Raw genomic sequence first — 26,998 nt, 5'->3', positions numbered from 1 at the left:
TTTACTGCGCACTTCTTGGCAATGTCAGCTTCACCAGCAAGCCACCCAAATCCTCGCTTGTATCCAGCTCCACCGACCCGCCGTAGATCTCGGCCACATCGCGAACGATGGCAAGGCCCAGCCCCGTCCCGGGCTTGCCCGTATCCAGCCGGGCGCCGCGATCGAAGATCCGCGTCCGTTCGTTTTGCGGGATCCCTGTACCGTCATCCTCGATCCAGATTATGCAGTCTTGCGCCTCGCGATCGGCATCGATGGTGACGAAAACACTGCCCCCGCCGTATTTCGCCGCATTCTCGATCAGATTACCGAGAATTTCGTCGAGATCCTGGCGCTCGATCGAAACCACAGCCTGACGATTACCATCGAGATCGAAGCGGGTGTTCTCGTAAATGCGGGTTACCGCGCGCAGCACGCTTTCAGCGCTCGGCCAGACTTCGGCGCGCGAATGTCCGGAAGCACGTCTGCCAACCGCGCGTGCACGCGCCAGATGATGCTCAACGTGCCGCTGCATGGTCTTGGTTTCCCGGCAAACGAGATCGGAAAGCTTCGGATCGCGCGCGGTTGCAGCATTGGTGAGCACGGTGAGTGGAGTTTTGAGTGCATGGGCAAGATTGCCGGCATGCATCCGCGCTTCTTCGGCCTGCTGTTCGGTATGGGCAAGCAGCGCGTTGATTTCGTCGACCAGGGGTTCGACTTCGAGCGGAAGCGGCTCGGTAATGCGGTTGGCCCCTTCATTGCGCATGGCCTGGATTGCATTACGCACGCGGCGCAGGGGCGAAAGACCATACCAGCTCTGCAGCATCGCCATCGCCAGCAGGCCGATGCCCAGGACAGCAAAGCTCCAGAACAGGATCGATCGAATACGACTGATCTGAAAGTCGAGCTCGTCGCGCGCCGACGCCACTGCGAAGGTCCAGCGCGTATCGCTGTCGGGCAGGATCACCGTACGTTCGACCATCCGCAGAGGTTCGCCCTCGAACTGATCGGAATCGTAGAAATGGGGCTCGTCATCGACATACCCCCCTTCGACCTCCAGGCTGCGATCCCACAGGCTGCGGCTCGGAAAGGGTTGATGCCCTTCCCCCGTGATCTGCCAGTAGACACCACTATTGGGCTCGAGGAAACGCTGGTCGCCGAGCGAGCGGTAAAGCTGGACGTCGCCGAAACTGTCTATTTCCGCCGAGGTAATCAGCGCCGTCTGCACATATTCGAGCTGCTCGTCGAAATTGTCCTCGACCAGTCGGACCAGGGTGCGATCGAGCGCAAACCCACCCGCCAGCAGCAACACGCCTATCCATAACGCGGCAATCGCCATCATCCGCCGCGCGAGGCTGCGTTTCGCCTTTGGCGTGACGATGGTCGCCGAATTTTCGGCAGCAGCGCCCGATGGCGGGGCCAGCCCGCCGATCAACCGCCCGCCAGACGCTCCTTCAGGCGCGCGGCTGGTCGGCGGGGTCGTCGAGGCTGTACCCAAGTCCACGGATCGTCGTGATCACTTCCGCGCCCAGCTTCTTGCGGATGCGGGTAACGAAAACCTCGATCGTATTCGAATCGCGGTCGAAATCCTGATCGTAAATGTGCTCGATCAGTTCGGTTCGGCTGACCACCTTGCCCTTGTGGTGCATGAGATAGCTCAGCAGCTTGTATTCCTGCGCGGTCAGCTTGACCGGCTCGCCCTTCAGCGTAACGCGGCCCGAGCGCGTATCCAGACGCACGTCGCCCGCGGTAAGCTCGCTCGACGTGTTACCCGATGCCCGGCGGATCAGCGCACGCAAGCGGGCGATCAGCTCTTCGGTTTGGAAGGGCTTGGCGAGGTAATCGTCGGCGCCGGCGTCTAGGCCGGCCACCTTGTCGCTCCAGCTATCGCGGGCGGTAAGCACCAGGACAGGGAATTTCCGCCCTTCCTTACGCCACATGCCCAGAACGGTCAGCCCGTCGATTTCCGGCAAGCCCAGGTCGAGAATGACCGCGTCGTAATCTTCGGTACTGCCGAGAAAGTGACCATCCTCGCCATCGGTGGACAGGTCCACCGCATAGCCGTTCTGTTCGAGCGTCGACTTGAGCTGCTGGCCGAGCGTGGGCTCGTCCTCGACGATCAGGATACGCATATATGTCCGTCCTCGGATAGTTTGGTCCGCGTTTCGTTCATGTAGATGAACGCGTCAACCTGAACGCAGTTTCGCCGCACTGGTTCAGCGGCTGCGGCGCAGCACCCTGCCGGTGCGTGCATCGACATCGACATACATGACCCGTCCGTCACGCAAGAACTTGAGCCGGTAGGCCATCGCCGTGGAGTCGTAAGCCGGGCCGAGATATTCCGCGCCCCGCATCGTCGGCAGGATGCGTGCCTCGATATCGCGCAACTGCATGATATTGCCCGCACTCATCTCGCGACGCGCCTCGCCCTGTTCGGAACGACGCTGCGCGAAAGCAGGTTCGGCCATGATCGGACCCGCGATCAGCCCGAAGGCCAACAAGGAGGTAGCAATGCGTTTCATGATGCCTACCTGCCTAAGCCCGACGCATTGAACAAGGTGTGAATGTCCACGACGCTCGGCATTCAGCCTATCGGGTCATCTCGTATTTGACCGTGATAGTGACACCGGTGCCCACCTCGCCCGGCTCGATGGGTGTCGCCTGATCTGATCCGGCATCGCTCGCCATCTTGACCATTGCTTCCGGGCGCGGCCCATAACTTTGGAAGCTCTCCGAAATCTCGAGCAGGCGCACACCGGAATATCCCGCCATCTTTGCATAGTCTTCAGCCATGGTGCGCCCGCTCTTGAACGCGCTCCGACGCGCCTCGGCCTTGGCCTCGACATCGTCCTCGAGCATGAAATTGGGACCATAGATATTGTTCGCGCCCGCGCCGACCAGCGCATCGAGAACCTCGCCCGCGCGCTTCAGGTCGCGCAGTTTCACGTTCACCTGATTGTTGACGTTATAGCCAGCGAATGTCTGCTCGCCCGTCTCCCGGTTGTAATTGTAATTTGGATTGAGGTTGAAGTTTGAAGTCTGGATGTCGCGGCGTTCGATGCCGAGCTTGCGCAGTTGCGCGATCAGCTTATCCATTGCCTCAGCATTCATTTGCACCGCCGCTTTCGCAGTGGGCGCACGCGTCGATACCCCCGCTCCGATCTGCGCGACGTCGGGTGCACGGTGGACGATCTCGTTGACGGTCAGCTCGACGACCGGCCCCTGGCTGGCAATCTGCACTTCGGCGGCCTGAGCGCCCGGGGCCATGGCGGCGGCGGCAAGAAGAGGGATGGCGAAACGGATCATAAAGGTGCTCCTCACTGGTCGAACCGGTTGTCGGCCTTTCCGCTTTACGGCTTGCTGAACGGATGTGTTCCCGCTTTCCTCCAAACGCACATGCCGCTAGCCCCTGGATCGAAAGAGGGGAAACGGATGAAATTCTGGAAAGTCGTATTCGCATCGCTGGCCGCAATGGGTGCGCAACCGCTCGCCGCGCAGATGGAATCCGTGCCCGACCGCTCGGCGCAGGAAGGCGAAGGCCCCTTCGACAAACTGCTGATCCGCGGCGCGACCGTGATCGAGGGAACCGGCGCCCCGCCCGCCGGCCCGATCGATATCCTGGTCGAAGGCAACCGGATTGCCGCGCTCTACCCTGGCGGCGCGCCGAAGGACGAGGCCCGGACAGTCCAACGCGTTATCGATGCCAAGGGCATGTATGTCCTGCCCGGCTTCGTCGACACGCACGGACATAATGGCGATCCGGCCAAGGCGCCCCAACCCTCCTACGGCTACAAACTCTGGCTTGCTCATGGCGTCACCACGGTGCGCGGGGTAAGCTTCTACTTCGGTCCCGGAAAACCGGATTTATCCGATGCCCGCCGCAGCGCCGCCAACACCATCGTTGCCCCGCGCCTGATCCCTTACGCCGTCTTTGGCGACAAATGGTCTGGTGGAAATCCCGATACCCCCGCCAAGGCGCGTGAATGGGTCCGCTGGGCCAAGGCGCAGGGCTATTGGGGCATCAAATTCTTCAATTCGGCCACTCCAGCGGTGCTCGAAGCCGCACTCGATGAGGCGAAGCTACAACAGATGGGCACGGTTGCCCATCTCGCGCAGACCGGCGTGGCGGAAGTGAACGCCCGCAAGGCCGTGGAACTGGGCCTCGGCGGAGCAACCCATTTTTACGGGCATTTCGAAAGTCTGCTGAAGGAGGGTCTTCCCCACTACCCGGAAGACTACAATTACTTCGACGAACAGGCGCGCTTCGGCTGGGTGGCGCGGCTTGCCCCGCAGGCCGTCGAACCGGGAAGCGAGAAATGGGACGACTATGTCGATGCGCTCGTCGAAAGCGGCGTCACGCTGAGCCCCACGTTCAATATCTACTCTGCCAGCCGCGATGTCATGGCGGCCAAAACCCGCGACTGGCATGCGAAATACAGCCTGCCTTCCTTGATGGAATTCTACGCGCCCAGCGCGACCAATCATGGTAGCTATTACAAGGACTGGACCAGCGAGGACGAGACCGCCTGGCGCAATTTCTATTCCAAATGGTTCAAGCTGACGAAGGACTTCCATGATCGCGGCGGGCGCGTCACGGCGGGATCGGATCCCGGCTATATCTACCAGACTTGGGGTTTCGCCTATATCGGCGAGCTCGAAATGCTGCGCGAGGCGGGGCTTTCCCCGCTCGCGGTCATCCGGGCCGCCACGATCGACGGCGCGCGCGAGATTTACGAACCGCGCGGGCAGGAACCACCGATGGGGCGGATCGCGGTGGGCCAGCTCGCCGATCTCGTGATCGTGCCCGAAAACCCGCTGGCCAACTTGAAGGTGCTTTACGGCACCGGCCATACGCGGCTCAATTACGAGACCGGCGCGATCGAACAGGTCGGCGGCGTGCGCTGGACGATCAAGGACGGCATCGTCTACGACGCGCCCGCGCTGCTGGCCGACGTTGCCCGCATGGTCGAGGAGCAGCACGGCGAACGCTAGACGCTTGCAGCCGGGGCCGCGCGCGCCTACCTCGCGCGGCCTATGGCACAGCCTCCCATTCTCAGCCTCGAAGGCATGGCCCTGCAACAGGGCGGCAAATGGCTGTTCGGCGGGCCGGATCGCGATCCGCTCGACCTCCATATCGGCCCACGCGACCGGATCGCGCTGATCGGCCGCAATGGCGTCGGAAAAACCACATTGTTCCGTATGATCGACGGGGTGATCGAAACCGATTCCGGAACACGCAAGACCAAGCCCGCGATGCGCATCGTCCTGCTCGAACAGGACCCCGACCTGTCCCGCCATGCCACGCTGATGGACTGGGCGCTGGCGGGCGAACACGCGCCGCAGGAACACGAAGTCGAGGCAATCGCCGGGCAGCTCGGCATCGATATGAGCCGCGAGACCAAGGGCGCGAGCGGCGGCGAGAAACGCCGCGCCGCGATCGCCCGCGCGCTGGCGCAGGACCCCGACCTGCTGCTGATGGACGAACCCACCAACCATCTCGACCTCGGCGCGATCGATTGGCTGGAAGGGTGGCTCGAGCGCTATCGCGGCGCCTTCCTCGTCATCAGCCACGACCGCACTTTTCTCAAGCGCCTCACGCGGACAACGCTGTGGCTCGACCGCGGGAATCTGCGGCGCAAGGAAGTGGGATTCGGCGGCTACGAGGCCTGGGAAGAGCAGGTCTATGCCGAGGAAGCACGCGCGGCGGAGAAGCTGGACGCGAAGCTGAAGCTGGAAGCGCACTGGCTCGAACGCGGCGTGACCGCGCGGCGCAAGCGCAATCAGGGGCGGCTCGAAAAGCTCTGGCAGATGCGCGCCCAACGGGCATCGATGATCTCCGCTGGCGGCACCGCCAAGCTCAAGCTGGCGACCGAGGAAGACTTCAAGTCCAAATCGGTGATCGTCGCGCAGGACATTACCAAAGCTTACGGCGACCGCACGATCGTCAAGCCATTCAGCCTGCGTATTCAACGCGGCGACCGGATCGGCATTGTCGGCGCGAACGGTGCGGGCAAGACGACGCTGCTCAAAATGCTCACCGGCGAACTGGCACCAGACAGCGGCTCGGTGGAAATCGCCAAGACGCTGACGGGCGTGATGATCGACCAGCAACGCCAGCTTCTCACGGCGGACAAGACCGTGCGGCAGGTGCTGGCAGAAGGCGGCGACTGGATCGACGTGCGGGGCAACCGCAAGCATGTGCAGGCCTATCTCAAGGACTTTCTGTTCGACCCAAAGATCGTCGACATGAAGGTCGCGGTGCTGTCAGGCGGCGAACGCTCGCGATTGCTGCTCGCCCGCGAGTTCGCCAAGGCTTCGAACCTCCTAGTGCTCGACGAGCCGACCAACGATCTCGACCTCGAGACGCTCGACCTCCTGCAAGAGGTCATCGCCGATTACGAGGGCACCGTGCTGATCGTCAGCCACGACCGCGACTTCCTCGACCGCACCGTGACCATCACGCTCGGCCTCGACGGCACGGGCAAGGTCGATGTGGTCGCGGGTGGTTACGAGGACTGGGAACGCAAGCGCCGCCAGCCCGTCCCAACCAAGGCGAAGGCCGCCAAGCAGGCCAGCAAGCCGACACCAGCCCCATCCCCGGCACCCAAGTCGAGCAAGCTCTCCTACAAGGACCAGCGCGATTACGAGCTGCTGCCCGCGCGGATAGAGGAACTCGAAGTGGCGATCGCAAAGGGCGAGGCGATCCTCTCCGACCCCGATCTCTACAGCGCCGACCCGCAGAAATTCGCCAATATCTCCAAGGGCCTGGAGAACGCGCGCGCCGAGAAAGATGCGGCCGAGGAGCGCTGGCTGGAACTCGCCGAGCAAGTGGAGGCATGACTCTGCAGGCCGAGATTGCGGCCTGCCGAACCTGCGCCAAGCACCTGCCGCATGGCGTGCGGCCGGTAGCGAGTTTCTCATCCACCGCGCGGCTGCTCATCATCGGCCAGGCTCCGGGATCGAAGGTCCATGAAAGCGGTATTCCGTGGGATGATGCCAGCGGCGATCGCCTTCGCGAATGGACCGGGCTTACCAAGGAGCAGATGTACGATCCGGCTCGTGTCGCGCTGGTGCCGATGGGCTTCTGCTATCCCGGTAAGGCCAGCGGCGGCGACAAGCCGCCCCGCCCCGAATGCGCGCCGCAATGGCATGGCCGCGTGTTGGAGCAACTGCCCGAAGAGCGGCTGACGCTGCTCGTCGGCACTTATGCACAGGCGCATTACCTGCCGAACGCAAGCAAGCTTTCGATGACCGATCGCGTTCACGCCTTCCGCGATTTTCTACCGCGCTACCTCCCCCTGCCCCATCCCGCCTGGCGCTCCGCCATCTGGATGCGCAAGCACCCGTGGTTTGCGGACGAGGTCTTGCCCGAGCTACGGCGACGCGTTTCCGACAGCCTCGATTAGTCGACGCCGACTCGGAGCATGTGTGATACTCTCGCTCGCGGACGGGCACCGAAAGGAATGCGAGATGGCAATCGACCAGATGGCGAAAGACTTCACCCAGGCTGTCGCGGAAGAACGGGCCGACGATTACCAGGCCTATTGGGCCGATGATATCGTCAGCCTCGAACCCAATGACGGCCCCATGTCGCGCGTCGAGGGACGCGAGCAATTGTTGCAGAAACATGCCTGGTGGAACGAGAATGCCGAGGTCCATTCGAGCAACACCGATGGCCCCTATGTCTTCGGCGACCAGTTCGCGGTAAATTACGAGATGGACGTGACCATCGACGGCGAACGCAGCCAAATGAAGGAAGTCGGTCTCTACACCGTGAAGGACGGCAAGATCGCCGAGGAACGCTTCATGTACGGACAGCAATAGGCTGGATGTCTGGAATAGGACCGGTGGAAAGCGTTTCCCCCGATATGGACCGCATGGACCACCGTCTTGGAATAAAGAGCCCGCCTCACCGGATGCGATAGAATTCAGCCACCCGGTCGAGCGCTAGACTGAGCACCAGCTTACCGCTGCGGGCGGGCCATTCCAGCGCCTTTTCGGCCGCCGGAAGTCCCTCGCCCGCACAGGCGACGCGCCAAAGGATATCGCGCAAACCCGGCCCCGCCGCCGCCATCGCTCGATCGAAGCGATCCTTCGCCGCGATCTTGCGTTCCGATTCGGTAAGGCCATTGCCGGCCGAGCCCCCATCCACGCGAACCGGGTCCCAGCGCATGGTCACCGATGGCGCGAGCTGCGCATGCTCGTAATCGGCGCGCACCCGCTCACCAGCGTCCAGTTGGCGATCGGTCAGATGACCACGCGCATGCAACCATGTGAGCGGGTTTTCGGCTAGATTGACGGTAACGCTACGCTGCCGCGCACGCCGTCCATCTCCGCGGCGGGGGCCTTCGGGGGTCAATTCACGTTCGACAAGCTGGCGGGGCATCGGGATCTCCTTGTGGGGAGATTTTTCCTTGCGCTGCTTCGGTTCATGTAGGAAAGGTCAAAAACCAAATCGGTTATCAGGGGATTGGCCGAGTGATCAACCGTATCCGCGACATCCGCAAGCAGAAGGGCTGGACGCTCGCCGATCTGGCTGCGGCTTGCGATCCGCCGACTACGCCTCAAACGGTCGGACGGTTGGAAACCGGCATGCGCAATCTCTCGCTCAAATGGATGGAGCGTATCGCCGCCGCGCTCGAGGTCGATCCCGAAATGCTGGTGCGCAGCGAGAAGGCGGATCATCCGCAAGTGGTCGCCGCGCTGGCCAAGGACGGGCCGGAAGCCCTGCCCGCGACGCGCGATGCGCTGCTTGCAATCGACCTCGGCGGCGACGGTGTGCTGATGGTGCTCGACATCGACTATCCTCACGGCGAATACCGACCCGGCGACCAGCTCTGGTTGCGCCAGCTCGACCTCGCCGAGCTAGGACGCGCGATCAACCGCGATGTGCTCGTACCGAAAAAGGGCGGCCGATTTGCCTTCGGGCGCCTTATCGACCGGCAGGGATCGCTCGTTGGCCTCCTCCCTCCCGGCCACGGCGAGAAACAGCAGGTCGTCGACAATCCAGCGTGGGTTGCGGTTGCCGAAATGCTCGTGCGGCGCCTGTGAGCGTGCGAAAAACCCGCCGTGTCCTGTCGCTTTCGACACTGTTCCCCAACTCGCTCCATCCGCGTTTCGGTATCTTCGTAGCGAAATCGCTGGAAGCGCTGCAGCGCGATACGCAGTGGGACGCGACCGTCATCAACCCGATCGGCCTGCCACCCGTGGCCCTGGGACGGTACAAACCGCTGGCAGCAGCGGCCCGGAACGGCCACGAATTCGGCTTCGAGATCCATCGCCCGATCTTCCGCCTGCTTCCCAAGGTCGGCGGCCGGCTTAACCCGAGGCTGATCGCCAAGTCGGTTCTCCCACTTGCGCGGCGTCTGCACGCCGACCGGCCATTCGACCTCGTCGATGCACAATTCTTCTATCCGGACGGTCCGGCAGCGATGATGATCGCGCGCGATCTGGGCCTGCCCTTTTCGGTCAAGGCGCGCGGCGCAGACATCCATCACTGGGGTGCACGCGCTTACGGTAGAGAAGCTCTACTCGAAACCGCGCGGGAAGCGACGGGCGTGTTGGCCGTCTGCGAGGCGCTGGCCGACGACATGGCTACGCTTGGGATGGAGCGCGAGAAGATCACCGTGCATTATACCGGGCTCGACCGCGACTTGTTCCGTCCGCTCGATCACCTGGGGCTGCGTGCCCGGTTAACCAACACATTTTCGGTCCCGATCGCCAAAGACGACCTCTTGCTCGTCACGGTGGGCGCGCTGATCGAGCGCAAAGGCCAGGCTTTCGTTATAAAGGCGCTCGCAGACCTGCCGAAAGCAAGGTTGCTGCTCGTCGGCAAGGGAGAGGACGAAACGAGCCTGCGCGCTCTGGCGAAAGAGGTTGGCGTGGCCGAGCGCGTCCATTTTCTCGGCAGCCTGGCGCCGTCAATGCTCCCGCCGATCCTTTCCGCGGCCGATGCGATGGTCTTGCCCTCTGCCAGCGAAGGACTGGCCAATGCCTGGATCGAGGCACTCGCCTGCGGCACACCGATCGTCATCACCGATGCGGGCGGCGCGCGCGAGGTCGTGACTTCACCCGAGGCAGGCGTCATCGTGGCGCGCAACTGCCGCGCGATCCGCGAGGGGATCGAACTGGTCGCCGACCGGCCACATTCCCCCGAGGTAGTCGCGGCAACCGCGGCGAATTTCAGTTGGGAAGCAAACGGACGCGCGCTGGCCGAGTACTACGCCCGTCTCATAGGGTGATGCGCCGCCCCTCGCACGCCTAAGCGCCGAGAAGCGACGGCATCGAACCCGTTCTCAAACGAGACCGCGCGCCTTCTTTTCCTGCTGGTCCGCAACCGTTTCGGTCGGCACGAAGCTGTCACTGGTGACGCCCAGCCAGACGAGGATCGGCGCGGCGGAATAGACCGAGCTGTACGTACCCACGAATAGCCCCAGCGTGATTGCCGCGACCATGCCCAACAGGCTGGCCGGGCCGAACAGCAGCAAAGGCAGCAATGCAACCAGCAAGGTGAGCGAGGTCATAACTGTTCGGGCCAGCGTTTCGTTGACCGACAGATCGAGCAGCGCAGGCAGTTCCATCTTGCGGAATTTCTTCAGGTTTTCGCGAATACGGTCATAAATGACGATGGTGTCGTTGAGCGAATAACCGATGATAGCCAGAATCGCCGCGATAATCTGCAGGCTGAATTCGAGCTGGAACAGCGCGAACATGCCCAGCGTCAGACTGACGTCGTGGAACAGCGCGAACAGAGCACCCACGCCGAACTGCCATTCGAAGCGGATCCAGATGTAAAGCGCGATCGCGCCCATCGCCGCGAGCAATGCTAAGACGGCTTTCTCACGGAATTCACCCGAGACCTTGCCCGAGACGTTGTCGTTCCCGTCGAGCCGGAAATCGTCGTACTCGGCCTGCAACGTGCTGACGATGGTATTGGCCGCTTCCTGCGCGGCTTCCTTGTCGGCCGAAACCTCGTCGGGAAGGCGTACGCGTATCGAGACCTGATTGTCCTCGCCGAAACGCTGGACCACGGGGCTGCCATAACCGAGGGCCTCGACCTCGCTGCGCAGCTCCGCGATCGGTGCCTCCGTGCTTTGCGTGAAGGTCGCGCGCACCTCGAGGCCGCCAGCAAAATCGACGCCGTAATTAAGACCCTTGGTGAGTACGAGCGCCCAGCTCGCCGCGATCAGCAGAATACTGATCGCAAAGAAAGGCACGCGCCATTTGAGGAATTTGATGTTGGTGTCGTCGGGGACGAGCTTGAGCAGTTTCATATCGTCGCCCTCCTTACAGCACGATGTCTTTGGGCTTGGCCTTGCGCAGCCATCCGGCAACCCACATGCGGGTAAGCGTGACTGCGGTGAAGACGCTGGTGAACAGTCCGATGATCAGCACCACCGCGAAACCGCGTACCGGACCCGATCCGAACAGAAACAGCAGCACACCGGCAATGAAGTTGGTGATGTTGGCATCGTAAATCGCGCGACTGGCCTCGTTATAGCCGTTCTCGACCGCCGCGATGACCCGCCGTCCGCGCTTGCGTTCCTCGCGGATACGTTCGTTGATCAGCACGTTCGCGTCGACCGCCGCACCGATGGTCAGCACGAAGCCGGCGATACCGGGCAGCGTCAGCGTGGTGTTGAGCGCCGCCATGATGCCGAGCAACATGGCCACGTTGATACCCAGCGCCGCGGTCGCATAGACACCGAAGCGGCCATAGGTAGCAATCATCAACACGATCACCATGACCGAACCGACTGCCATGGCCAGCATGCCGCGCTTGATCGAATCCGCGCCCAGATCAGGCCCGACGGTGCGTTCCTCGATAACGGCCAGATCGACCGGCAGCGCGCCCGAACGCAGCGAAATCGCCAGCTGGTTCGCGGTTTCGACCGAGAAGCCACCCGAAATCTGCGCCGATCCCCCGCGGATCGGTTCGTTGATATTGGGCGCCGACAGAACCTGCCCGTCGAGGATGATCGCGAAAGGCTTGCCGACATTGTCGGTCGTCAGCTTGGCGAAGCGACGGCCCCCGTCGGTGTCGAACTGGATGTTGACCACCGGTTCATTGGTCTGCGGGTCGAAACTCTGCTGGGCGCCGGTGAGATTGTCGCCGCGAATGCCGCCCAAGCGGCGGACCGCGAGCGAGCTGCCCGCGAAATCGCTCGTTTCCGCGTAGGGGAAGATCTCCGATCCCGGAGGGGCAAGGCCTTGCTGCACGTCGGAAGGAAGGGCGTTCTGGTCGACCAGCTTGAACTCGAGCTTGGCAGTCTGGCCAAGCAGCGCCTTGAGCTGGTCGGGGTCCTGAAGGCCGGGGACCTGAACCACGATACGCGTATCGCCCTGGCGGATGATCGTCGGTTCGCGCGTACCCAGCTCGTCGATGCGCTTGCGCACCACTTCGGTCGCGCTCTCCATGGCATCGCTAACGGCCTGGTCGATCCCCTCAGAGGTGGGCGTGAGGATCATGCGGTTGCCGTCCTCGACCGTCAGATCCCATTCACGCACGAGGCCCGTGCCATTTATTGAAGGCAGCAGCAATTCACGCGCGCGATCCACTTCGCTGGAATCGTCGAGCATGAAGCTCAGCCTGCCGTCCCGGGTCGAAACGTCGCCGATACGGATACGCGGTTCGGCACGGCGCATGGTGCCGCGCACGTTTTCTTCCATGTTCTCTAGCCGCTGCGCCGCAACCTGCGCGGCATCCGCCTCAAGCAGGATATGGCTGCCGCCGGCGAGATCGAGACCGAGATTGACCATCGGATCGGGCAGCGCATCGGGCCAACGCACGCTGGTTGCCGACAACAGCGAGGGCAATGCGGCAAAGACGCACAGGCCGGTGATCAGCCAGAGCCAGATCTTACGCCAGGTGGGAAAGTCGAGCATGGAAAACTGCGCTCCCGCCTCAGTCGTTCGCGGCGGACTTGCCGCGCGACGACAGCACATCGCCAATCGTATTGCGAACCGCCTTGACGGTCATGCCCTTGGCAAGTTCGACATGGACGAATTGCTCTTCGACCTTGGTTATTTTTCCGACGAGGCCGCCCGCGGTGACCACTTCGTCGCCCTTGTTGAGCCCGGCAACCCGTTCGCGATGCTGTTTCTGCTGACGCATTTGCGGACGCAGGATGAGAAACCACAGGATCAGAAGCATACCCAGCGGCAGAACCCAGCCGGTCCAGGCGGGCGGCTCGGCGGCGGCGCTTCCGGCGGCGGCGAGAATATCGATCATCGTGAGGAATACCTGTCGGAGAAGTGTGTCTGTCTGATCCGTAATTGGGAGATGTCAGCCGCGCGTTCAAGCGGCTGATACGCTCCGTCATGCGGAAGTGCGGGGCGGTTAGCAGCAATGCGGGACCGGGGCAACGAATTGCCTGCGAACTGTGCTTGCCATGCACAAAACCGCACCCTATAGGGCCGCCTCCACTGGTTTCGGGATGTAGCGCAGCCTGGTAGCGCACCATACTGGGGTGTGGGGTCGCTGGTTCGAATCCAGTCATCCCGACCAGTGGTTTCCCTTCACGATTAGGATCCTTCCGATCACTCGCAGGCGCGGAGCCGAGCGAGACCTTCAGGGTTGTAGTGCCCGACGATGCGCCTGCGGATGCGAAGATATGCTTGTCGCACCTCGGCAGAAGGAGGAATCGGCCTGATGGTCGATGGTCATTTGGCCACGACCGGCCCTTACCGCCCTATCGGAAGGACCGGTTCCGGACATACCGTTTTCCTACACGAACCGATATGGTTATTCGCAACCTTTTTCCTAATCGGAGGTACGCCATGTCGCTACTGGAAACGCTCATTGGTCCCATCACCTCGATCATCGACAAGGTGATTCCCGACAAGGAAGCGCGCGCAAAAGCGAAGCTGGAGCTGCTCGCGCTGGAAGGCACGCAAGAATTGAAGCAGATCGAAGCCCGCCTGTCGGCGATCATCGCCGAGGCGCAGAGCCGGGATCCCTGGACCAGCCGCGCACGGCCGAGCTTTCTCTACGTCATGTACGCACTGATTCTGTTCAGCGTGCCGATGGGCGTGATCGCCGCCTTCGACCCCATCGCGGCGCGTGCAATCGGGGAAGGCATGACGCGCTACCTCGCCGCCCTCCCCGAAGCGCTCTACGCCCTCTTCGGCACCGGCTACCTCGGCTACACCGCCGCGCGCCAATGGGGGAAGGTGAAAGGGGTGGATCAATAGTTGAGAAGTCGACTACGGGGTGGAAAGCTGCCACTTACGATACTAGTCTAAAATTATGTCGCTCGGTTCGTTCGCTCATAAAATGGCTCGTTTCAACCGAGGCTATGGTCGAATTTTTATACCGATTTGGCTGGCATTCGTTGGGCTATTCACGATCGCTGCTGTCGCCGACTCCTTCTTCGAATTTGGGTGGGGTTACAATTGGAGCGATGTTAAAATCGGCCTGATAATGTTCGGCTGTGGGATCGCCTTTTGGTTTCTCTGGCAGGGCGGCCTGAGACTCAGCGAATGGTTCAACGAGACGATGTTTGGACCTGACCCCACCAAGAAAGACGACTAAGTCCGCTATCGGGTCGTTGGCGGACGCTTATCATTCATCGGGTATAATGCCCTCGCAAAGCCCGCGCTGATAGTCCCAGCGCCCACCGGCATCGAGGCAGCCATCTATCGAGAAGAAGGTCTGAAGCTCCCAGCCAGCCCACATACCCACCACTCCGGCAATGGAGGCAACAAGAATAAGTCGGCGTTTCATCTCTTCGTTTTAGCGGGGTAGAGAATGTCCGCAATCGCGTCGTGAGCCGACCTTTCGCTTTTCGCCTGGACATACAGCCGCTAACCCCGGCGCATGACCGACATCGTCTTCGTCCTCAACGGCCCCAACCTCAACCTGCTCGGCACGCGCGAGCCGGATATTTACGGCTCCGATACGCTGATCGATATCGAAGCGATGCTGGCAGACAAGGCGCGCGAACTCGGGCTCGTTATCGATTTCCGTCAGACCAATCATGAGGGCGAGCTGGTAGACTGGCTGCACGAGGCTCGTATAACGGGCGCCAAGGCTGTGCTGCTCAATGCCGCCGCCTATACCCACACGTCCATCGCCCTGCTGGATGCAATCCGGGCAATCGACGTGCCGGTAATCGAGGTTCACCTCTCCGATCCTGCCACACGCGAGGAATTCCGTCACATATCGTATGTCGGCATGGGCGCGGTGGACGAAGTGAAGGGGCTGGGTCCGCGCAGCTATGCCGTAGCGTTGGAGAAGGCGGCGGCGCTCTAATTCGCGCGCTCACCCCTTGCCCTACGCCTCCGCGCAGAGCATAGGCGGCGCAAACAACACACAAGGGGTTCCATGGCCGATCGTAAAGGCAGCGCCGGCAAATCCGGCATGAATGTCGACACCGCACTCGTGCGCGAACTCGCCGAGATGCTGGGCGACACCGGGCTCACCGAAATCGAAGTCGAAGATGGCGATCGCAAGATCCGTGTTGCGCGGGGAGGCGGCGTTCCAATGGCTGCCGCTCCAGCGCCGATGCACGCCCCGGCGGCCGCAGCGCCCGCTCCTGCCGCCCCCGTCCCCGAAAACACCGCGCCGGCCGCCGACACCGCGGGTGCGATCAAGTCGCCCATGGTCGGTACGGTTTATCTCGCCCCCGAACCCGGCGCGGCCGATTTCGTGAAGGTCGGCGACAGCGTCAAGGAAGGCCAGACGCTGCTGATCGTCGAGGCGATGAAGGTCATGAACCCGATCACCGCCGACAAGGCTGGGACGGTCAAGGCGATCTTGATCGAGAACGCCCAGCCGGTCGAATTCGACCAGCCGCTCGTCGTCGTCGGCTGAGGTCGATCGTGAGTATCTCCCGCATACTGATCGCCAACCGCGGCGAAATCGCGCTGCGCATCCACCGCGCCGCGCATGAGATGGGCATAGAGACGGTCGCGGTGCACTCCACCGCCGATGCCGATGCCATGCATGTGCGCCTGGCCGACCATGCCGTCTGCATCGGCCCGCCCCCCGCCACCGACAGCTATCTCAATATAGCGAACATCATTTCGGCAGCCGAAGTGAGTCATGCGGATGCGATCCATCCGGGTTATGGCTTCCTCTCTGAAAACGCCAAATTCGCCGAGATCGTCGAGGCGCACGATATCGCGTGGATAGGCCCCAAGCCCGAGCATATCCGCACGATGGGCGACAAGGTGCAGGCGAAGAAGACTGCGGGCGCGCTGGGTCTGCCGCTTGTCCCCGGCTCCGATGGCGCAGTGTCAACGATCGAAGAAGCGCGCGAAATCGCGGCGGAAATCGGCTACCCGGTCATCATCAAGGCCGCCAGCGGCGGCGGCGGGCGCGGGATGAAGGTCTGCGAGAGCGAAGACCAGCTTGAAAGCCTGATGAAACAGGCCGGTAGCGAGGCAAAGGCAGCCTTTGGCGATGCCACCGTCTATATCGAGAAATATCTCGGCGATCCGCGCCATATCGAATTTCAGGTCTTTGGCGACGGCAATGGCAATGCCATCCATCTCGGCGAACGCGACTGTTCGCTCCAGCGCCGCCACCAGAAGGTGCTGGAAGAAGCCCCCTCCCCCGTGCTGGGCGAGGACGATCGCATGCGCATGGGCGAGGTTTGCGCGCAGGCCATGCGTGACATGGGCTATCGCGGCGCGGGCACGATCGAGTTCCTGTGGGAAAACGGCGAGTTCTACTTCATCGAAATGAACACCCGCCTGCAAGTCGAACATCCTGTGACCGAAGCGATTACCGGAGTCGATCTGGTGCGCGAGCAGATCCGCATCGCGGCGGGTCATCCGCTCTCGGTCAAGCAGGACGAAATCGAGTTCAAGGGCCATGCGATCGAATGCCGCATCAACGCGGAGGACCCTTGGACATTTGCCCCCAGCCCGGGCGAGGTGACCTATTACCACGCGGCCGGCGGCATGCATGTGCGCGTCGATAGCGGCCTCTATCAGGGCTACCGCATTCCGCCTTACTACGATTCCATGATCGCGAAACTGATCGTCTACGGGCGCACGCGCGAGGGCTGCATGATGCGCCTCAAGCGCGCACTGGAGGAAATGGTGGTCGAAGGCGTGAAGACATCGATCCCACTACACCAGGAACTGCTCCAGCAACCAGACGTGAAGAGCGGCCAGTATTCGATCAAGTGGTTGGAAGAGTGGCTTAAAACACGCGAGAGCTAACGTCGGCACCCCGGCCCGGCAGGGGCGGTGCCACGCATATTCCGGAATTCCTCGTGTCGACGCGGAAACTCGCCCCGCCGACACCGTTCTGCCCCACGTCGATCTATTCCGTCGTACCGGGAACCGCTCTCAGGCGCGCTCGAGCTGAAGGCGGCGTTGGATGACTTCGTCATCCAAACCACATCCCTCGAGCAGTCTGGCGGCGAGCTGGAGGCTTGCCTCGACCGTTTCCGGGACTGCGGCGGTTGCCCCCGCATCGGTCAGGCGATCGGCCTGCTCCTTGTCCCGCGCCCTTACGAACAGCGGAACATGCGGCGCCGCTTCTCGCATGCGCTGGGTCAGCAATTCCGTATTCTTCGCGTCCCCGAGGGTTATGACCAAGGCTGCGGCCTGCCTTACATGGTTGGCCTGAAGGATCTCCAGCCGCGACGCATCGCCAAATCGCACGGGCAACCCGGATGCACGGGCTCCGGAGGCAATGATCGGGTCTTTGTCGATCGCGATATAGGGGAGCCCTTCCCGATCGAGGATCGAGGCAATCATCCGGCCCACCCTTCCAAAGCCCGCGATCAAAACATGTCCCTCCATATCCTCCATCTGATCCGCCGCATCCGGATGTCTTTCGTTTTGGCGATTTTCGATCCTGTCCGCCAGCTTGCGGGCAAGCTCGGCCAGTCCCGGAGTCAGAACCATGGTCAGGCTCGCGACGATCAACATGAACTGGCCCGTGCTTCCCGGGAGCAGGTCAAGAGACATCGCCAGGCCCACCACGATGAAGGCAAACTCACCAGCCTGGGCCAGAAGGAGACCGGCTTCCACCGCACGGTGGATCGGGGTTTTCCAAAGGAGGAAAAGGCTCACATTCAAGACCGCCTTTATGGCGATCAGGCCGATGACCGACGCAGCGATCAACAGGGGCGTTTCCATCAGAACCCGCCAATCGATACCCATGCCGACAGACATGAAGAACAGCCCGAGCATCAGCCCTTGAACGGCTCGATATCGACTTCGACCTGATGCCGGTATTCGGTCTCCGCAATGAGCAGACCGGCAAGGAACGCCCGAGCGCCATGGACAGGCCGACTGCTCCGGTAATGGCTGCGGTACCCAGAACGATCAGCAGGATCATGGCCATGAACGCTTCCCGGCTTCCGGATTGCGCGGTGGCCCGGAACAGGGGCCGCAGCACCAAACGGCCTACCGCATAGATGACCACGACAGTGATAGCCGCCTCGCCGAGCGCGAGGGCCAGCCCACCCAGAACCCCTTGCCCTTCGGAAACCGTGCCCAGCACTCCGACAATGAAAAGGATGGGCACGACCGCCAGATCCTGCATCAGGAGGACTGAAAACGCCGATCGTCCCACCGGGGTGGTGAGGCGGCTTTTCTCGATCAGCAACTGCATGACGATCGCCGTGGACGAGAGCGCAAGGCAAGCACCCAGCACGAGCGCAGCCGGACCGGAATTGCCCCAGGCATACGCCACCCCGCCGATCACCACGCCCGTCAGGAGAATTTGGGCACTGCCCAGTCCGAACACCAGGCGGCGCATTGACCACAAGCGATCGAGCGACAATTCGAGACCGATTGCGAACAGGAGGAAGACGACGCCGATCTCCGCCAAGGCCCGTACGCCGTCGAGATCGTCGATCACCAGAAACGCGGCAAGCGGAAAGGCTTCTGCCAGAAGCCCCAGGCCATACGGGCCGATCAGTCCGCCTATCATCAGATAGCCAAGAACCGGGCTGACCCTGCGTTGCAGTAGCGGAACCGCGAATCCGGCCACGACAAGGAAGAGGATGACCTCTCTCAAATAAGGGATGTGTAGCTGAGATTCCATTGCGCCGACCTTCGGGAAAACAGCCTGCCTTGTCGATACGCGATCGGCTGAATTTCTTGTCCCCCCGGTAATCGCGTGGTACCCGGAAACCGAGGATGGGTATATCATTCAAAAGGTATAGCCATGAGTAAAAAGATAGTAGTCGGTACGGACTTCCGGGCAGAAGCGGATCGGGCAATTGACCGGGCGTTGAGCCTGGCGGAGGAGTGGGACGCAGAGGTCATACTCGTCCATGCTCTCGACCCGGCTTTGGGCGACCCTCCATCGAGAGGCGAGCTTGACCGACGGATGCGCTCGGTACTTCCGCATCCGGATGCGCGGGTCACATTCCGATACCCGATAGAGCGCGCCGATCTGGCAATCGTTGGCATTGCCGAAGAAGAACAGGCCATGCTGATCGTGCTCGGTGTGGCACGGTTCAACAACATGCGGGACTTCTTTCTGGGAACGGCAGTGGATTACGTAATCCGCCACTCCTCGATACCCACATTGGTGGTCAAGAGCCGCCCGGTCGATTCCTATAACCAGATCGCTTCAGCAACGGATTTCTATCCACCCTCCCGCTATGCTCTCGAAGATGCCGCAGACCTGTTTCCCGATGCCGATTTCCAGTTGATCCACGCGTATCGTGTGCCGTTCGAAGGGTGGCAGAAGGCCGCATATGTGCGTAACGAGGTGAGAGAGGCCGAAAGCAAGGTGTTTAGGGAGTTCATGAACGAGCTGCGACCTGAAACGCAAAAGAGGGTCACGCCCCACCTCGTCTATGGAAGTCCCGGCGGTGCGCTGGCGAAAGAAATCCGTGAAAGCGAAGCGGGTCTGCTTGTGCTGGGAACGCATGGAGAATCCGCCCTTAGGCACGCGACGATCGGCAGCACGGCCAGCGAACTGCTACGCAGCCTTCCCATAGACACGCTCATCATCAAGAGCGGGGATCGAGACTGAGCGAAGGCGGGCTTATCGCTTTCGGTCCCGCCATCGCGCGGATCAGTCGAAGCGAAAGCCCGCCGCCTCTGCCTCGGCAATCACTTCTTGACCGGTCTGGCGCGGATGGTCGCCTTCGATCCGGCACCAATCGGCGCGCTCATCGACGAAAATCTCTTTCTCGACGGCGAATTTAACCGCCGCATCGAACAGGCCGGCGGAGAAACTGCGATTGCCGGTCGGTAAAAAGCGGTACCAGAGGTTGCTGCCGCATTTCGAGCAAAAGGCGCGTTCGGCCCATTCGCTCGAACGGTAAGCAGTAATAGCATCATCGCCGGAAACCTCGGCATTTTCACCCGTCTGTGCGCTGTAGAAAGAACCGCCCCAACGTCGGCACATGTCGCATTGGCAGATTTCAATCTCGTGCTTGGGGCCATCGAGCGCGATGGTGACCGCGCCACACAGGCAATGCCCCTCGATCCGCTCGGCGCCGCTCACAACGGAACACCCGGTTCGTGCTTGCTGGTGCGGATGGTGAGCGAGGTCTTTACGCTCTCGACATTGGGCGCCGGGGTCAGCTTGCTGGTCAGAAACTCCTGAAAGCTCTGCAGGTCCTTGCTGACGATCTTGATTATGAAATCGATCTCGCCGTTGAGCATGTGCACTTCGCGCACATCGGGCAGGTCCTTCATGGCCGCTTCGAATTCACGCAACGCATCTTCGGCCTGGCTCTTGAGGCTGACCATGGCGAAGACCGTGATCGAAAAGCCCAGCTTCGAAGGATCGAGATCGGCATGATAGCCCTTGATAACCCCCTCTTCCTCCAATGCACGCACGCGGCGCAGGCATGGCGGAGCCGTCAATCCCACCCGGTGGGCTAGCTCGACATTGGTGATCCGCCCCTCATCCTGGAGTTCACCCAGCAACCGGCGGTCTATATCGTCGAGATTGGCCATAGATTGTGTCCCTGCTACCCTTTTGCCAAAGGCAGGGCATCGCGAAACTTCCACGAAATGTTGACAACGCGATGCAGCCCTCTTGGCTAACATTATTATCTTTGCCAGCAATTGTCCCGCTTTGCAACGCGCAGGCAACTTTCCGTTCAGCCTAAGTTTTACAGCTGTAGAAACCCTGGGCTGCGACAAGGTAAGGCCCGCCTGCCGCCACCGATTCCGGAGAACCGATGCATTTCGACGACCGCCTTGCCACCGTGCTGCGCCACCGCGCCGCCGGCGAGCGTGCGGCGAAAACGCAGTTCCGCCAGTTGCTCGATCTGCTCGGAGAGCGTCCGCAGGCGGGCGATCCAGCGCTGAAGGCGGCGGCATATCTGCGCCTGATCGCGCTGGCGGAAGTCATATCCGTGGCTGATCGGGCCGCCATCCTGAGCGAGAATGGTTGGCGCTTCCGCAATCCCGAATTGGTCCGCTGGTTCGGCGAAGCCCATCCCTCGATCGCCGGGGCCGCGCTTTATCGTGCGCGGCTCACGGGGGAGGAGTGGGCAGAGCTCATTCCCCGTTTGCCGATCCGCGCGCGTGGTTTCCTGCGCCATCGCAAGGATTTGCCAGAGGCGGCGATTCGTATTCTCGATCGGCTCGGCGTGTCGGATCGCGCATTGCCCGTGCCGGTCCATCCGGAGCGGCCCCAACAGATCGAAGAGCCGGAGGCGCGCCCTCTCGACCTGCATGAGCCCGAACCGCTGGTATTGCGCCCCGCGAATGAAAACGGCGCCTCCGACGATCCGCTGGAAGAGCCCCCCCCTTCCGCCCCACCTGGCGCGGTTGGGGAAGCTTCCATGCAGCGCGGGCCAAGCGAGCCCGCAGGTAAATCGGAAAACATCCGGGCCTTGGTCGAACGGATAGAGAGCTTTCGCAAGACGCGCGCCCCCGCTTCGCCCTCAGGCGACGCGCCGACGCTCCCACTGGCTGAACTCGACGATATCCCCCAGCGCAAACCGCTCGACACCTTCAGTTTCGGGACCAATTCGGAAGGCCGCGTCGATTGGGCAGAGCCGCATATTGCGCCGATGGTTGTCGGGATCGACCTGTCGCAGCGCCGCAACGGTACGCAAGCCGGGGAAGATTTTGCGACGGCATTCGTCAATCGCCAGCCCGTGCGGGGCGTGGCGGTTCATCTGCGCGGTGCGGAGACGATCGAGGGTGAGTGGATCGTCGATGCCGCCCCCCGTTTCACGCACAGCGATGGCCGCTTCTATGGTTATGTCGGGCGGTTTCGCCGCGCGGTTGCTCCCCTCGACAATCGAGCCCAGCGGGGGGCCGACCGCCTGCGCCAACTGCTTCACGAATTGCGCACCCCGGTCAATGCGATGCAAGGCTATGCCGAGGTCATCCAGCAGCAGGTTTTCGGCCCGACACCGCATGAATACCGCTCGCTTGCCGCGTCGATCGCAGGGGATTCCGCGCATATCCTGGCCGGGTTCGATGAATTGGACCGGCTGGCCCGGCTTGAAACCGGAGAGCTCGACCTGGAGTCGGGCGAAAGCGATTTCGCGGCCATCGTCCGCGCGCAACTGGACCAGTTGCAAACCGTGCTGGGCCCGCGCGTGGCGCGTTTCGACGCTCGCATCGCCGACCGACCCGCCGCGCTCGCGCTCGCACAGAAAGAAGCGGAGATGCTCGGCTGGCGGGTGTTGGCAACGCTCGCCGGCGCGACCGGTGCCGGGGAAACCGTATCGCTTGTCATGGGACTCGACGATGAACAGGTAACGCTTCGCGCGGGACTTCCCGCCAAGCTGGCGGATGCGGACAACATTTTCGCATCGGAAGTCCGCTCGGGCGGCAGCACTTTGAGCTCGGGTATTTTCGGGGCAGGCTTCTCGCTGCGGCTTGCCCGTGCGGAGGCCCGCGCAGCCGGCGGCGACCTCTCACGCATGGAAGACGTCTTGGTCCTGAGCCTCCCGCTCTTGACCGACAACCGGACGCTGCCTAGCCCTGCCGATGCGCCAGATCGCGCAACCGGCTAGGATACGTCCGCTATTTCAAACGCCAATCTCCTCGATCCGCCGAAGCCTGCTCAGATGGCCAGGTTCGCGGATGGCTTCGGCCAACGCACATTGTTGACGGTCGATACCGAGGAAGAGTTCGAGTGGAACGACAGCTTCCGCAGCGATGGGTATGGCCTTGCCCATGTGCGCTGGATCGCGAAGTTCCAGCAATTCTGTGAAGGGATCGGCGTGGTGCCGGTCTATCTTGTGGACTGGCCAATCGCGAAAGATCGGCAAGCGCAGGACATTATCGGCGATGCCGTGGCGCGCGGCAAAGCCGAAGTGGGGGTACAACTGCACCCCTGGGTCAATCCCCCGCTGAAAGAGGAAATCTGCACTCGAAACAGTTTTGCCGGCAACCTGCCTCCCTCGCTCGAAGAAGAGAAGTTCCGGCGCCTGCGCGATGCGATCGAAAGGGGGTTCGAGGCAGCACCGCTGATCTATCGTGCTGGACGGTATGGCCTCGGCACACAGACCGCCCGCTATCTTTGCGCACAGGGCATTGCGATAGATAGTTCGGTCCGCTCACGCTACAATTATTCGCGCCGTCATGGACCCGACTACAGCCGCCACCCAGTGACGCCCTACTGGGTCGATCCCGAAAGACGATTGCTCGAACTTCCACTCACCACGGTTTTCTGGGGCATGCTGCGCCAACAGGGACCGCAGATCTTTCCGCTTGTCGAAAAGCTGCCTCGACTAGGGGGGCTCCTCGCCAAGACCGGCATGCTCGAACGCATAGCCCTGACACCCGAGGGAGTTTCGCTGGACGAGGCTCTTCGCGGCTGCGACATCGCGATCGACGATGGCCTCCCGGTTCTGGTGCTGAGCTTCCACAGCCCGTCTTTGGCCCCGGGTCATACGCCCTATGTGCGCGACGAGGACGACCTCGACACCCTCTATGACTGGCTACGGGTGTCTACGCCTATCTCGATTCGCGCGGGGTGCGGCCGACCACGGTTGCGGAAATCATGGCGGCAGTCGACTCCTAGCGCTTGCAAGCCTCTCTCGGCGAGGCTAGGCGCGCTGTTCCGCACGGCGTGGCTGGGGCCTGTAGCTCAGTTGGTTAGAGCTGGCCGCTCATAACGGCTAGGTCGCGGGTTCGAGTCCTGCCGGGCCCACCAAGCCTGGCGCCTTGCGGAAGAAATCGGTCGGGGAGTGGCGCAGCCTGGTAGCGCACTTGTTTTGGGTACAAGGGGTCGCTGGTTCGAATCCAGTCTCCCCGACCAGCATTTCATGACCCAAGCCGCCCACGGGCGGATCTCGTCGGAAATGCTCGAGCGACAGCGCGGGAGTTGCACCGCTTGAACACCTCCGGCTCTTCCAGCATCGATGCCCGCCTGATCTGGGCAATCGCGCTGCCCGCCATGCTTACCAATGTTGCGACCGCGCTGATCGGCGTGGGCGATATGTGGATCGTCGGGCGCCTCGGGGATGCGCCGACCCAAGGCGCGGTCGACGTCGGCGCGAAACTGTTTGCCGCCTTGTTCACCGTGATGAACTTTCTCAAGACCGGCACGACCGGCCTGGTCGCGCAGGAAAGCACACGTTCGGGCGCGCGGGCGCAGGCTGAAGTGCTGCTGAAGGGGCTCGTCGTCGGTCTGTCGATCGCCGCTTTGCTGTTGGTCGCCAAACCGTTCCTGATGCCGCTGCTGCTCGATGCGCTGGGCGCGCAGGCCCAGGTTCGCTCCGCCGCCATCGTTTATGCGGATATCCGTTATTGGAGCGCCCCTGCGGTGTTGGTCAATTTCGCCCTCATCGGTTTTCTCATCGGGCGCAGACAAATGCGACAAGTCTTGGCGATCGAGGTCTGTTACAATCTTCTCAACGTCGCCCTGGGCCTCTTTCTGGCGCTGGGACTGGACTGGGGAATCGCGGGAATCGGTTGGTCCAGCTTCATCGCGGAGTTCGCCAAGCTGACCGTGACTGCCGCGCTGATCTGGCACCTAGCGGGTCGCGACATCCGCGCCGCGCTGGCGGCTAGGACAAGCTTGTCGCCCCGCGCACTAAGGCCCTTCCTCGCCGTCAATCGCGATCTGTTTCTGCGCACGGTCGTGCTGATGATCGCAATTGCCGCCCTCACTCGCCTGGGCGCCGAACGCGGCCCGGTGGTGCTGGCCGCGAATGGCATAGTCTACCAGCTTTTCGTGCTCGCCGCGCTCTTGCTCGACGGGTTCGAAAACGCCGCTCAGGTTCTCAATGGCGAGCGCGCCGGAGCCGCGGACAGGCAAGGATTCACCGCTCATATTCGGGCGATATTGCTGCGCTGCCTCGGCGTGGCGATCTTGCTGGCGATCGTCTTTTCGTTTTTCGGCGGAATGATCACCGACAGCTTCGCCGCGACGCCTGCGGTTGCGGCCGAGGCGCGCAGGCTGTGGCCGTGGCTGGTGGCGATACCGCTGGCAGGCTTCGCCGGCTTCGTACTCGACGGCGTGTTCGTGGGCGCGAGCTGGACTCGTGCGCTTCTGAGCTCAATGGCGGGGGCTGTGGCGGCTTACGGCCTTTTTCTGTGGCTGAGCTGGCCGCTCGGAAACCATGGCCTCTGGGCTAGCTTCATCGCTTTTCTGCTGCTTCGTCCGGCGTTCCAATTGGCAATGCTGCCAGCGCTGCTACGCAAGAGCTTCGGCTAGGTGCCCACCTCGCGCAATTCGCCGGCTGTCTTGTTGATCGGAGTGATGATGGCGCGCTTCTTGCCCGCACCGTCGCGTACCGTGCGGTTCCGCCCGCCTTCCTTCGCCCGATAAAGCGCCGCATCGGTCCGCGCGAACAGCCTGCCATACCCTTCGCCCTCGCCGCGCCCGGCGACGCCGAAACTGGCGGTGAGGCGATGGTCGTCCGGCATTCCGACGACCTGGACCTGCGCGAAATCGCTACGGATACGCTCGGCCAGCGCCTCGGCAGCCTTTGCGTTGCAGTTCCAGGCGAGAATGCAGAATTCCTCGCCGCCGATTCGTCCTGCAATATCCGTCTCGCGGATGGTGCTCTTGATGACATCGCCGAACTGCCTGATCGCCATATCGCCCACTTGGTGGCCCCAGACATCGTTTACCGCCTTGAAATGATCGATATCGGCCACGACCAGGGCAACGGGGACGCATTCCAGCTTCGCCCGTTCGATCATTTCGACCACGTTCTGCTCGAACGCGCGCCGCGTACGCAGGCCGGTCAACCCGTCCAGCTCGGCCTGTTCGCGCACAGCCTTGATCTGGTCGTAGACGCAGGCCCCAACCAGCACCATCGCGGTCATAAGCGAGATCACCGCTAAAGACAGGTTGAGAACCGAATAATAGATCGACTGCCGATAAACGTCAGCCGGGATGCTTTGTTCGACCAAAAGCGTGAGCACGGGGCGGATCATAAACTGCGCAGCCAGCAATGCGTGCATCAGGATGAGTAGCTTGTCGATCGCTTCTCGCCGCTGGGCACCGAGCAGCGCCATGACGAGCACGAGATACATCGCCCCATACCCCACATTGACGATAATGAGGCGGGACGAAATATCCGGACTTGTCGCGACGGCGACCGCCAGTGTCGCCGCCGAAAACCCGTAGATCGTCAGCAGAACCCCGAGGTAATTGGGCTGGTTTGCGCGCTTGGTAAGCGCCCAGGCACCCGATGCGACGCTCATAGAGTAGAAGAACTGCGTGACGTGAAAAACGTAAGGTGAACCGGTGTCCAGCAGATGCGTAGCCGCGAAGCCGAGCGCGAAGAAGAGGTAGCCCGCAGCAAAACCAAGCACATAAGCGCCCATCTTCCCACGCCACCACATGATGACGAAGACCGCGAGAAACACGATCGCCATCGTCGGTGTGATCAGACCCATAATCTGTTCGCGCATGGAATGCCCCTGCCCCTCCTGCCCATCGAATAGGCAGGCGCGGTTAATTGTTGGTGTAAGTAATACCCCCGATTCTCGCCCGAAATCGGCTGTTTTGGTGGAAAAGTCCACTAAAGATGCGACTTTATTTTTGAAATGATCGGCAAGTGTAGCTTGCAACCTGTCGAGCTTCCGGAGTGCTTGCCCCTTGGCCCCGGTGCGACTATCTGCGCCTGCAAATCTCGCGGGCGGATGTGCCCGCCCTTCCATT

General features: G+C 62.0%; 28 protein-coding genes, 3 tRNA genes and 1 pseudogene. 17 read left to right on the top strand and 15 right to left on the bottom strand.

Annotation, left to right across the window (positions count from 1 at the left end; all coding sequences use genetic code 11):
- Window position 1: 1 nt before the first annotated feature.
- The 4 genes from DVR09_RS07565 to DVR09_RS07550 all read right to left on the bottom strand — a co-directional run bounded on the left by DVR09_RS07565 (window position 2) and on the right by DVR09_RS07550 (window position 3,282).
- The gene (locus DVR09_RS07565) at window positions 2-1,480 is read right to left on the bottom strand and encodes a sensor histidine kinase (RefSeq protein ID WP_370459140.1); all 1,479 of its coding nucleotides are present in this window, start codon (window positions 1,478-1,480) and stop codon (window positions 2-4) included.
- On the bottom strand, window positions 1,431-2,108 hold the full coding sequence (locus DVR09_RS07560) for a response regulator transcription factor (RefSeq protein WP_115416396.1): 678 nt from the start codon (window positions 2,106-2,108) through the stop codon (window positions 1,431-1,433). Before DVR09_RS07560 ends, DVR09_RS07565 begins: the two co-directional genes overlap by 50 nt.
- 84 nt (window positions 2,109-2,192) lie before the next feature.
- A complete protein-coding gene (locus DVR09_RS07555; RefSeq protein WP_115416395.1) occupies window positions 2,193-2,498 on the bottom strand; it encodes a PepSY domain-containing protein in 306 nt (101 codons plus the stop codon).
- Between the two features lie 67 nt (window positions 2,499-2,565).
- On the bottom strand, window positions 2,566-3,282 hold the full coding sequence (locus tag DVR09_RS07550) for an SIMPL domain-containing protein (RefSeq protein ID WP_115416394.1): 717 nt from the start codon (window positions 3,280-3,282) through the stop codon (window positions 2,566-2,568).
- A 126-nt stretch (window positions 3,283-3,408) separates the two neighbouring features.
- Between DVR09_RS07550 and DVR09_RS07545 the strand changes: the two genes are divergently transcribed.
- From DVR09_RS07545 to DVR09_RS07530, 4 genes are all read left to right on the top strand, one after another.
- Entirely contained in the window at window positions 3,409-4,968 is a 1,560-nt protein-coding gene (locus tag DVR09_RS07545) for an amidohydrolase family protein (RefSeq protein WP_115416393.1), read from the top strand.
- Window positions 4,969-5,010: 42 nt separating this feature from the next.
- Window positions 5,011-6,816: an ABC-F family ATP-binding cassette domain-containing protein gene (locus DVR09_RS07540; RefSeq protein WP_115416392.1), complete on the top strand. Its 1,806-nt coding sequence runs from the start codon at window positions 5,011-5,013 to the stop codon at window positions 6,814-6,816.
- On the top strand, window positions 6,813-7,382 hold the full coding sequence (locus tag DVR09_RS07535; RefSeq protein WP_115416391.1) for a uracil-DNA glycosylase family protein: 570 nt from the start codon (window positions 6,813-6,815) through the stop codon (window positions 7,380-7,382). The genes DVR09_RS07540 and DVR09_RS07535 overlap by 4 nt, the downstream gene beginning before the upstream one ends.
- Before the next feature lie 64 nt (window positions 7,383-7,446).
- Window positions 7,447-7,800 (top strand): nuclear transport factor 2 family protein, encoded by a 354-nt coding sequence (locus tag DVR09_RS07530; protein WP_115416390.1) that lies wholly within the window; start codon window positions 7,447-7,449, stop codon window positions 7,798-7,800.
- A gap of 85 nt (window positions 7,801-7,885) precedes the next feature.
- On the opposite strand, the gene DVR09_RS07525 is transcribed toward DVR09_RS07530, so the two are convergent.
- Window positions 7,886-8,362: a DUF6456 domain-containing protein gene (locus tag DVR09_RS07525; protein WP_115416389.1), complete on the bottom strand. Its 477-nt coding sequence runs from the start codon at window positions 8,360-8,362 to the stop codon at window positions 7,886-7,888.
- Between the two features lie 92 nt (window positions 8,363-8,454).
- On the opposite strand from DVR09_RS07525, the gene DVR09_RS07520 reads away from it, so the two are divergent.
- Together DVR09_RS07520 and DVR09_RS07515 are read left to right on the top strand one after the other, a co-directional pair.
- On the top strand, window positions 8,455-9,027 hold the full coding sequence (locus DVR09_RS07520) for a helix-turn-helix transcriptional regulator (RefSeq protein ID WP_115416388.1): 573 nt from the start codon (window positions 8,455-8,457) through the stop codon (window positions 9,025-9,027).
- A gap of 2 nt (window positions 9,028-9,029) precedes the next feature.
- A complete protein-coding gene (locus DVR09_RS07515) occupies window positions 9,030-10,217 on the top strand; it encodes a glycosyltransferase (protein ID WP_369692514.1) in 1,188 nt (395 codons plus the stop codon).
- 54 nt (window positions 10,218-10,271) lie between these two features.
- Here the strand turns inward: DVR09_RS07515 and secF are convergent, their stop codons facing one another.
- From secF to yajC, 3 genes are read right to left on the bottom strand one after another with little or no spacing between them, the layout of a single operon-like run.
- On the bottom strand, window positions 10,272-11,249 hold the full coding sequence (gene secF, locus DVR09_RS07510) for a protein translocase subunit SecF (protein WP_115416386.1): 978 nt from the start codon (window positions 11,247-11,249) through the stop codon (window positions 10,272-10,274).
- A 13-nt stretch (window positions 11,250-11,262) separates the two neighbouring features.
- Window positions 11,263-12,861 (bottom strand): protein translocase subunit SecD, encoded by a 1,599-nt coding sequence (secD, locus tag DVR09_RS07505; RefSeq protein ID WP_115416385.1) that lies wholly within the window; start codon window positions 12,859-12,861, stop codon window positions 11,263-11,265.
- Window positions 12,862-12,880: 19 nt separating this feature from the next.
- Window positions 12,881-13,207 carry a preprotein translocase subunit YajC gene (yajC, locus tag DVR09_RS07500; protein ID WP_115416384.1) on the bottom strand — a complete coding sequence of 109 codons (327 nt, stop codon included), beginning with the start codon at window positions 13,205-13,207 and terminating at the stop codon, window positions 12,881-12,883.
- A 201-nt stretch (window positions 13,208-13,408) separates the two neighbouring features.
- Between yajC and DVR09_RS07495 the strand changes: the two genes are divergently transcribed.
- The 3 genes from DVR09_RS07495 to DVR09_RS07485 all read left to right on the top strand — a co-directional run bounded on the left by DVR09_RS07495 (window position 13,409) and on the right by DVR09_RS07485 (window position 14,509).
- Window positions 13,409-13,483 (top strand) — tRNA-OTHER (locus tag DVR09_RS07495).
- 272 nt (window positions 13,484-13,755) lie between these two features.
- Window positions 13,756-14,169: a holin family protein gene (locus DVR09_RS07490; RefSeq protein ID WP_115416383.1), complete on the top strand. Its 414-nt coding sequence runs from the start codon at window positions 13,756-13,758 to the stop codon at window positions 14,167-14,169.
- An 82-nt stretch (window positions 14,170-14,251) separates the two neighbouring features.
- Window positions 14,252-14,509 (top strand): hypothetical protein, encoded by a 258-nt coding sequence (locus tag DVR09_RS07485; RefSeq protein ID WP_162814882.1) that lies wholly within the window; start codon window positions 14,252-14,254, stop codon window positions 14,507-14,509.
- 30 nt (window positions 14,510-14,539) lie between these two features.
- Here the strand turns inward: DVR09_RS07485 and DVR09_RS17120 are convergent, their stop codons facing one another.
- Complete coding sequence (locus DVR09_RS17120) at window positions 14,540-14,701, bottom strand: hypothetical protein (RefSeq protein WP_162814881.1); 162 nt, start codon at window positions 14,699-14,701, stop codon at window positions 14,540-14,542.
- 93 nt (window positions 14,702-14,794) lie between these two features.
- Here DVR09_RS17120 and DVR09_RS07480 point away from each other — a divergent pair, with 93 nt between their 5' ends.
- The 3 genes from DVR09_RS07480 to accC all read left to right on the top strand — a co-directional run bounded on the left by DVR09_RS07480 (window position 14,795) and on the right by accC (window position 17,148).
- A complete protein-coding gene (locus DVR09_RS07480; RefSeq protein WP_115416381.1) occupies window positions 14,795-15,229 on the top strand; it encodes a type II 3-dehydroquinate dehydratase in 435 nt (144 codons plus the stop codon).
- A 72-nt stretch (window positions 15,230-15,301) separates the two neighbouring features.
- Window positions 15,302-15,790, top strand: a complete 489-nt coding sequence (gene accB, locus DVR09_RS07475; RefSeq protein WP_115416380.1) for an acetyl-CoA carboxylase biotin carboxyl carrier protein — start codon at window positions 15,302-15,304, stop codon at window positions 15,788-15,790.
- Between the two features lie 8 nt (window positions 15,791-15,798).
- Window positions 15,799-17,148, top strand: a complete 1,350-nt coding sequence (gene accC / locus DVR09_RS07470) for an acetyl-CoA carboxylase biotin carboxylase subunit (RefSeq protein ID WP_115416379.1) — start codon at window positions 15,799-15,801, stop codon at window positions 17,146-17,148.
- Window positions 17,149-17,277: 129 nt separating this feature from the next.
- Here the strand turns inward: accC and DVR09_RS17760 are convergent, their stop codons facing one another.
- Window positions 17,278-18,075, bottom strand: a complete 798-nt coding sequence (locus tag DVR09_RS17760) for an NAD-binding protein (protein ID WP_267899690.1) — start codon at window positions 18,073-18,075, stop codon at window positions 17,278-17,280.
- 193 nt (window positions 18,076-18,268) lie between these two features.
- Window positions 18,269-18,988: pseudogene (locus tag DVR09_RS17550) on the bottom strand (cation:proton antiporter domain-containing protein); the annotation flags it as partial.
- A 123-nt stretch (window positions 18,989-19,111) separates the two neighbouring features.
- Here DVR09_RS17550 and DVR09_RS07455 point away from each other — a divergent pair.
- Window positions 19,112-19,930: a universal stress protein gene (locus tag DVR09_RS07455; protein ID WP_115416376.1), complete on the top strand. Its 819-nt coding sequence runs from the start codon at window positions 19,112-19,114 to the stop codon at window positions 19,928-19,930.
- 42 nt (window positions 19,931-19,972) lie between these two features.
- Here DVR09_RS07455 and DVR09_RS07450 read toward each other — a convergent pair whose 3' ends face one another.
- Window positions 19,973-20,407 (bottom strand): GFA family protein, encoded by a 435-nt coding sequence (locus DVR09_RS07450; RefSeq protein ID WP_234041360.1) that lies wholly within the window; start codon window positions 20,405-20,407, stop codon window positions 19,973-19,975.
- On the bottom strand, window positions 20,404-20,865 hold the full coding sequence (locus DVR09_RS07445) for an Lrp/AsnC family transcriptional regulator (protein WP_115416375.1): 462 nt from the start codon (window positions 20,863-20,865) through the stop codon (window positions 20,404-20,406). Before DVR09_RS07445 ends, DVR09_RS07450 begins: the two co-directional genes overlap by 4 nt.
- A 227-nt stretch (window positions 20,866-21,092) precedes the next feature.
- Here DVR09_RS07445 and DVR09_RS07440 point away from each other — a divergent pair, with 227 nt between their 5' ends.
- On the top strand, window positions 21,093-22,889 hold the full coding sequence (locus tag DVR09_RS07440) for a sensor histidine kinase (protein WP_115416374.1): 1,797 nt from the start codon (window positions 21,093-21,095) through the stop codon (window positions 22,887-22,889).
- 15 nt (window positions 22,890-22,904) lie between these two features.
- On the opposite strand, the gene DVR09_RS17890 is transcribed toward DVR09_RS07440, so the two are convergent.
- Entirely contained in the window at window positions 22,905-23,210 is a 306-nt protein-coding gene (locus tag DVR09_RS17890) for a hypothetical protein (protein ID WP_162814878.1), read from the bottom strand.
- A 747-nt stretch (window positions 23,211-23,957) separates the two neighbouring features.
- Here DVR09_RS17890 and DVR09_RS07430 point away from each other — a divergent pair.
- The 3 genes from DVR09_RS07430 (at window position 23,958) to DVR09_RS07420 (ending at window position 25,540) form a co-directional block, all read left to right on the top strand.
- Window positions 23,958-24,034: transfer RNA gene (locus tag DVR09_RS07430), tRNA-Ile, on the top strand.
- Window positions 24,035-24,062: 28 nt separating this feature from the next.
- Window positions 24,063-24,139, top strand: a tRNA-Pro gene (locus DVR09_RS07425).
- Window positions 24,140-24,214: 75 nt separating this feature from the next.
- Window positions 24,215-25,540, top strand: coding sequence for an MATE family efflux transporter (locus DVR09_RS07420; protein ID WP_115416373.1), 1,326 nt, complete (start codon window positions 24,215-24,217; stop codon window positions 25,538-25,540).
- Here the strand turns inward: DVR09_RS07420 and DVR09_RS07415 are convergent.
- Window positions 25,537-26,748, bottom strand: coding sequence for a GGDEF domain-containing protein (locus DVR09_RS07415; protein WP_115416372.1), 1,212 nt, complete (start codon window positions 26,746-26,748; stop codon window positions 25,537-25,539). The genes DVR09_RS07420 and DVR09_RS07415 overlap by 4 nt on opposite strands.
- Between the last annotated feature and the right edge of the window lie 250 nt (window positions 26,749-26,998).

This window comes from Erythrobacter aureus (genome assembly GCF_003355455.1).
Taxonomy (GTDB): domain Bacteria; phylum Pseudomonadota; class Alphaproteobacteria; order Sphingomonadales; family Sphingomonadaceae; genus Qipengyuania; species Qipengyuania aurea.
This window is presented reverse-complemented; position numbering and strand designations above follow the sequence as displayed.

Coding starts and splice junctions, on each gene's coding strand:
- yajC (WP_115416384.1), bottom strand. CDS start 13,207: ATGATCGATATTCTCGCCGCCGCCGGAAGCGCCGCCGCCGAGCCGCCC.
- DVR09_RS07415 (WP_115416372.1), bottom strand. CDS start 26,748: ATGCGCGAACAGATTATGGGTCTGATCACACCGACGATGGCGATCGTG.
- secF (WP_115416386.1), bottom strand. CDS start 11,249: ATGAAACTGCTCAAGCTCGTCCCCGACGACACCAACATCAAATTCCTC.
- secD (WP_115416385.1), bottom strand. CDS start 12,861: ATGCTCGACTTTCCCACCTGGCGTAAGATCTGGCTCTGGCTGATCACC.
- DVR09_RS17120 (WP_162814881.1), bottom strand. CDS start 14,701: ATGAAACGCCGACTTATTCTTGTTGCCTCCATTGCCGGAGTGGTGGGT.
- DVR09_RS17760 (WP_267899690.1), bottom strand. CDS start 18,075: ATGGAAACGCCCCTGTTGATCGCTGCGTCGGTCATCGGCCTGATCGCC.
- DVR09_RS07560 (WP_115416396.1), bottom strand. CDS start 2,108: ATGCGTATCCTGATCGTCGAGGACGAGCCCACGCTCGGCCAGCAGCTC.
- DVR09_RS07490 (WP_115416383.1), top strand. CDS start 13,756: ATGTCGCTACTGGAAACGCTCATTGGTCCCATCACCTCGATCATCGAC.
- DVR09_RS07535 (WP_115416391.1), top strand. CDS start 6,813: ATGACTCTGCAGGCCGAGATTGCGGCCTGCCGAACCTGCGCCAAGCAC.
- DVR09_RS07525 (WP_115416389.1), bottom strand. CDS start 8,362: ATGCCCCGCCAGCTTGTCGAACGTGAATTGACCCCCGAAGGCCCCCGC.
- DVR09_RS07540 (WP_115416392.1), top strand. CDS start 5,011: ATGGCACAGCCTCCCATTCTCAGCCTCGAAGGCATGGCCCTGCAACAG.
- DVR09_RS07445 (WP_115416375.1), bottom strand. CDS start 20,865: ATGGCCAATCTCGACGATATAGACCGCCGGTTGCTGGGTGAACTCCAG.
- DVR09_RS07455 (WP_115416376.1), top strand. CDS start 19,112: ATGAGTAAAAAGATAGTAGTCGGTACGGACTTCCGGGCAGAAGCGGAT.
- DVR09_RS07485 (WP_162814882.1), top strand. CDS start 14,252: ATGGCTCGTTTCAACCGAGGCTATGGTCGAATTTTTATACCGATTTGG.
- DVR09_RS07480 (WP_115416381.1), top strand. CDS start 14,795: ATGACCGACATCGTCTTCGTCCTCAACGGCCCCAACCTCAACCTGCTC.
- DVR09_RS07555 (WP_115416395.1), bottom strand. CDS start 2,498: ATGAAACGCATTGCTACCTCCTTGTTGGCCTTCGGGCTGATCGCGGGT.
- accB (WP_115416380.1), top strand. CDS start 15,302: ATGGCCGATCGTAAAGGCAGCGCCGGCAAATCCGGCATGAATGTCGAC.
- DVR09_RS07550 (WP_115416394.1), bottom strand. CDS start 3,282: ATGATCCGTTTCGCCATCCCTCTTCTTGCCGCCGCCGCCATGGCCCCG.
- DVR09_RS07440 (WP_115416374.1), top strand. CDS start 21,093: ATGCATTTCGACGACCGCCTTGCCACCGTGCTGCGCCACCGCGCCGCC.
- DVR09_RS07530 (WP_115416390.1), top strand. CDS start 7,447: ATGGCAATCGACCAGATGGCGAAAGACTTCACCCAGGCTGTCGCGGAA.
- DVR09_RS07545 (WP_115416393.1), top strand. CDS start 3,409: ATGAAATTCTGGAAAGTCGTATTCGCATCGCTGGCCGCAATGGGTGCG.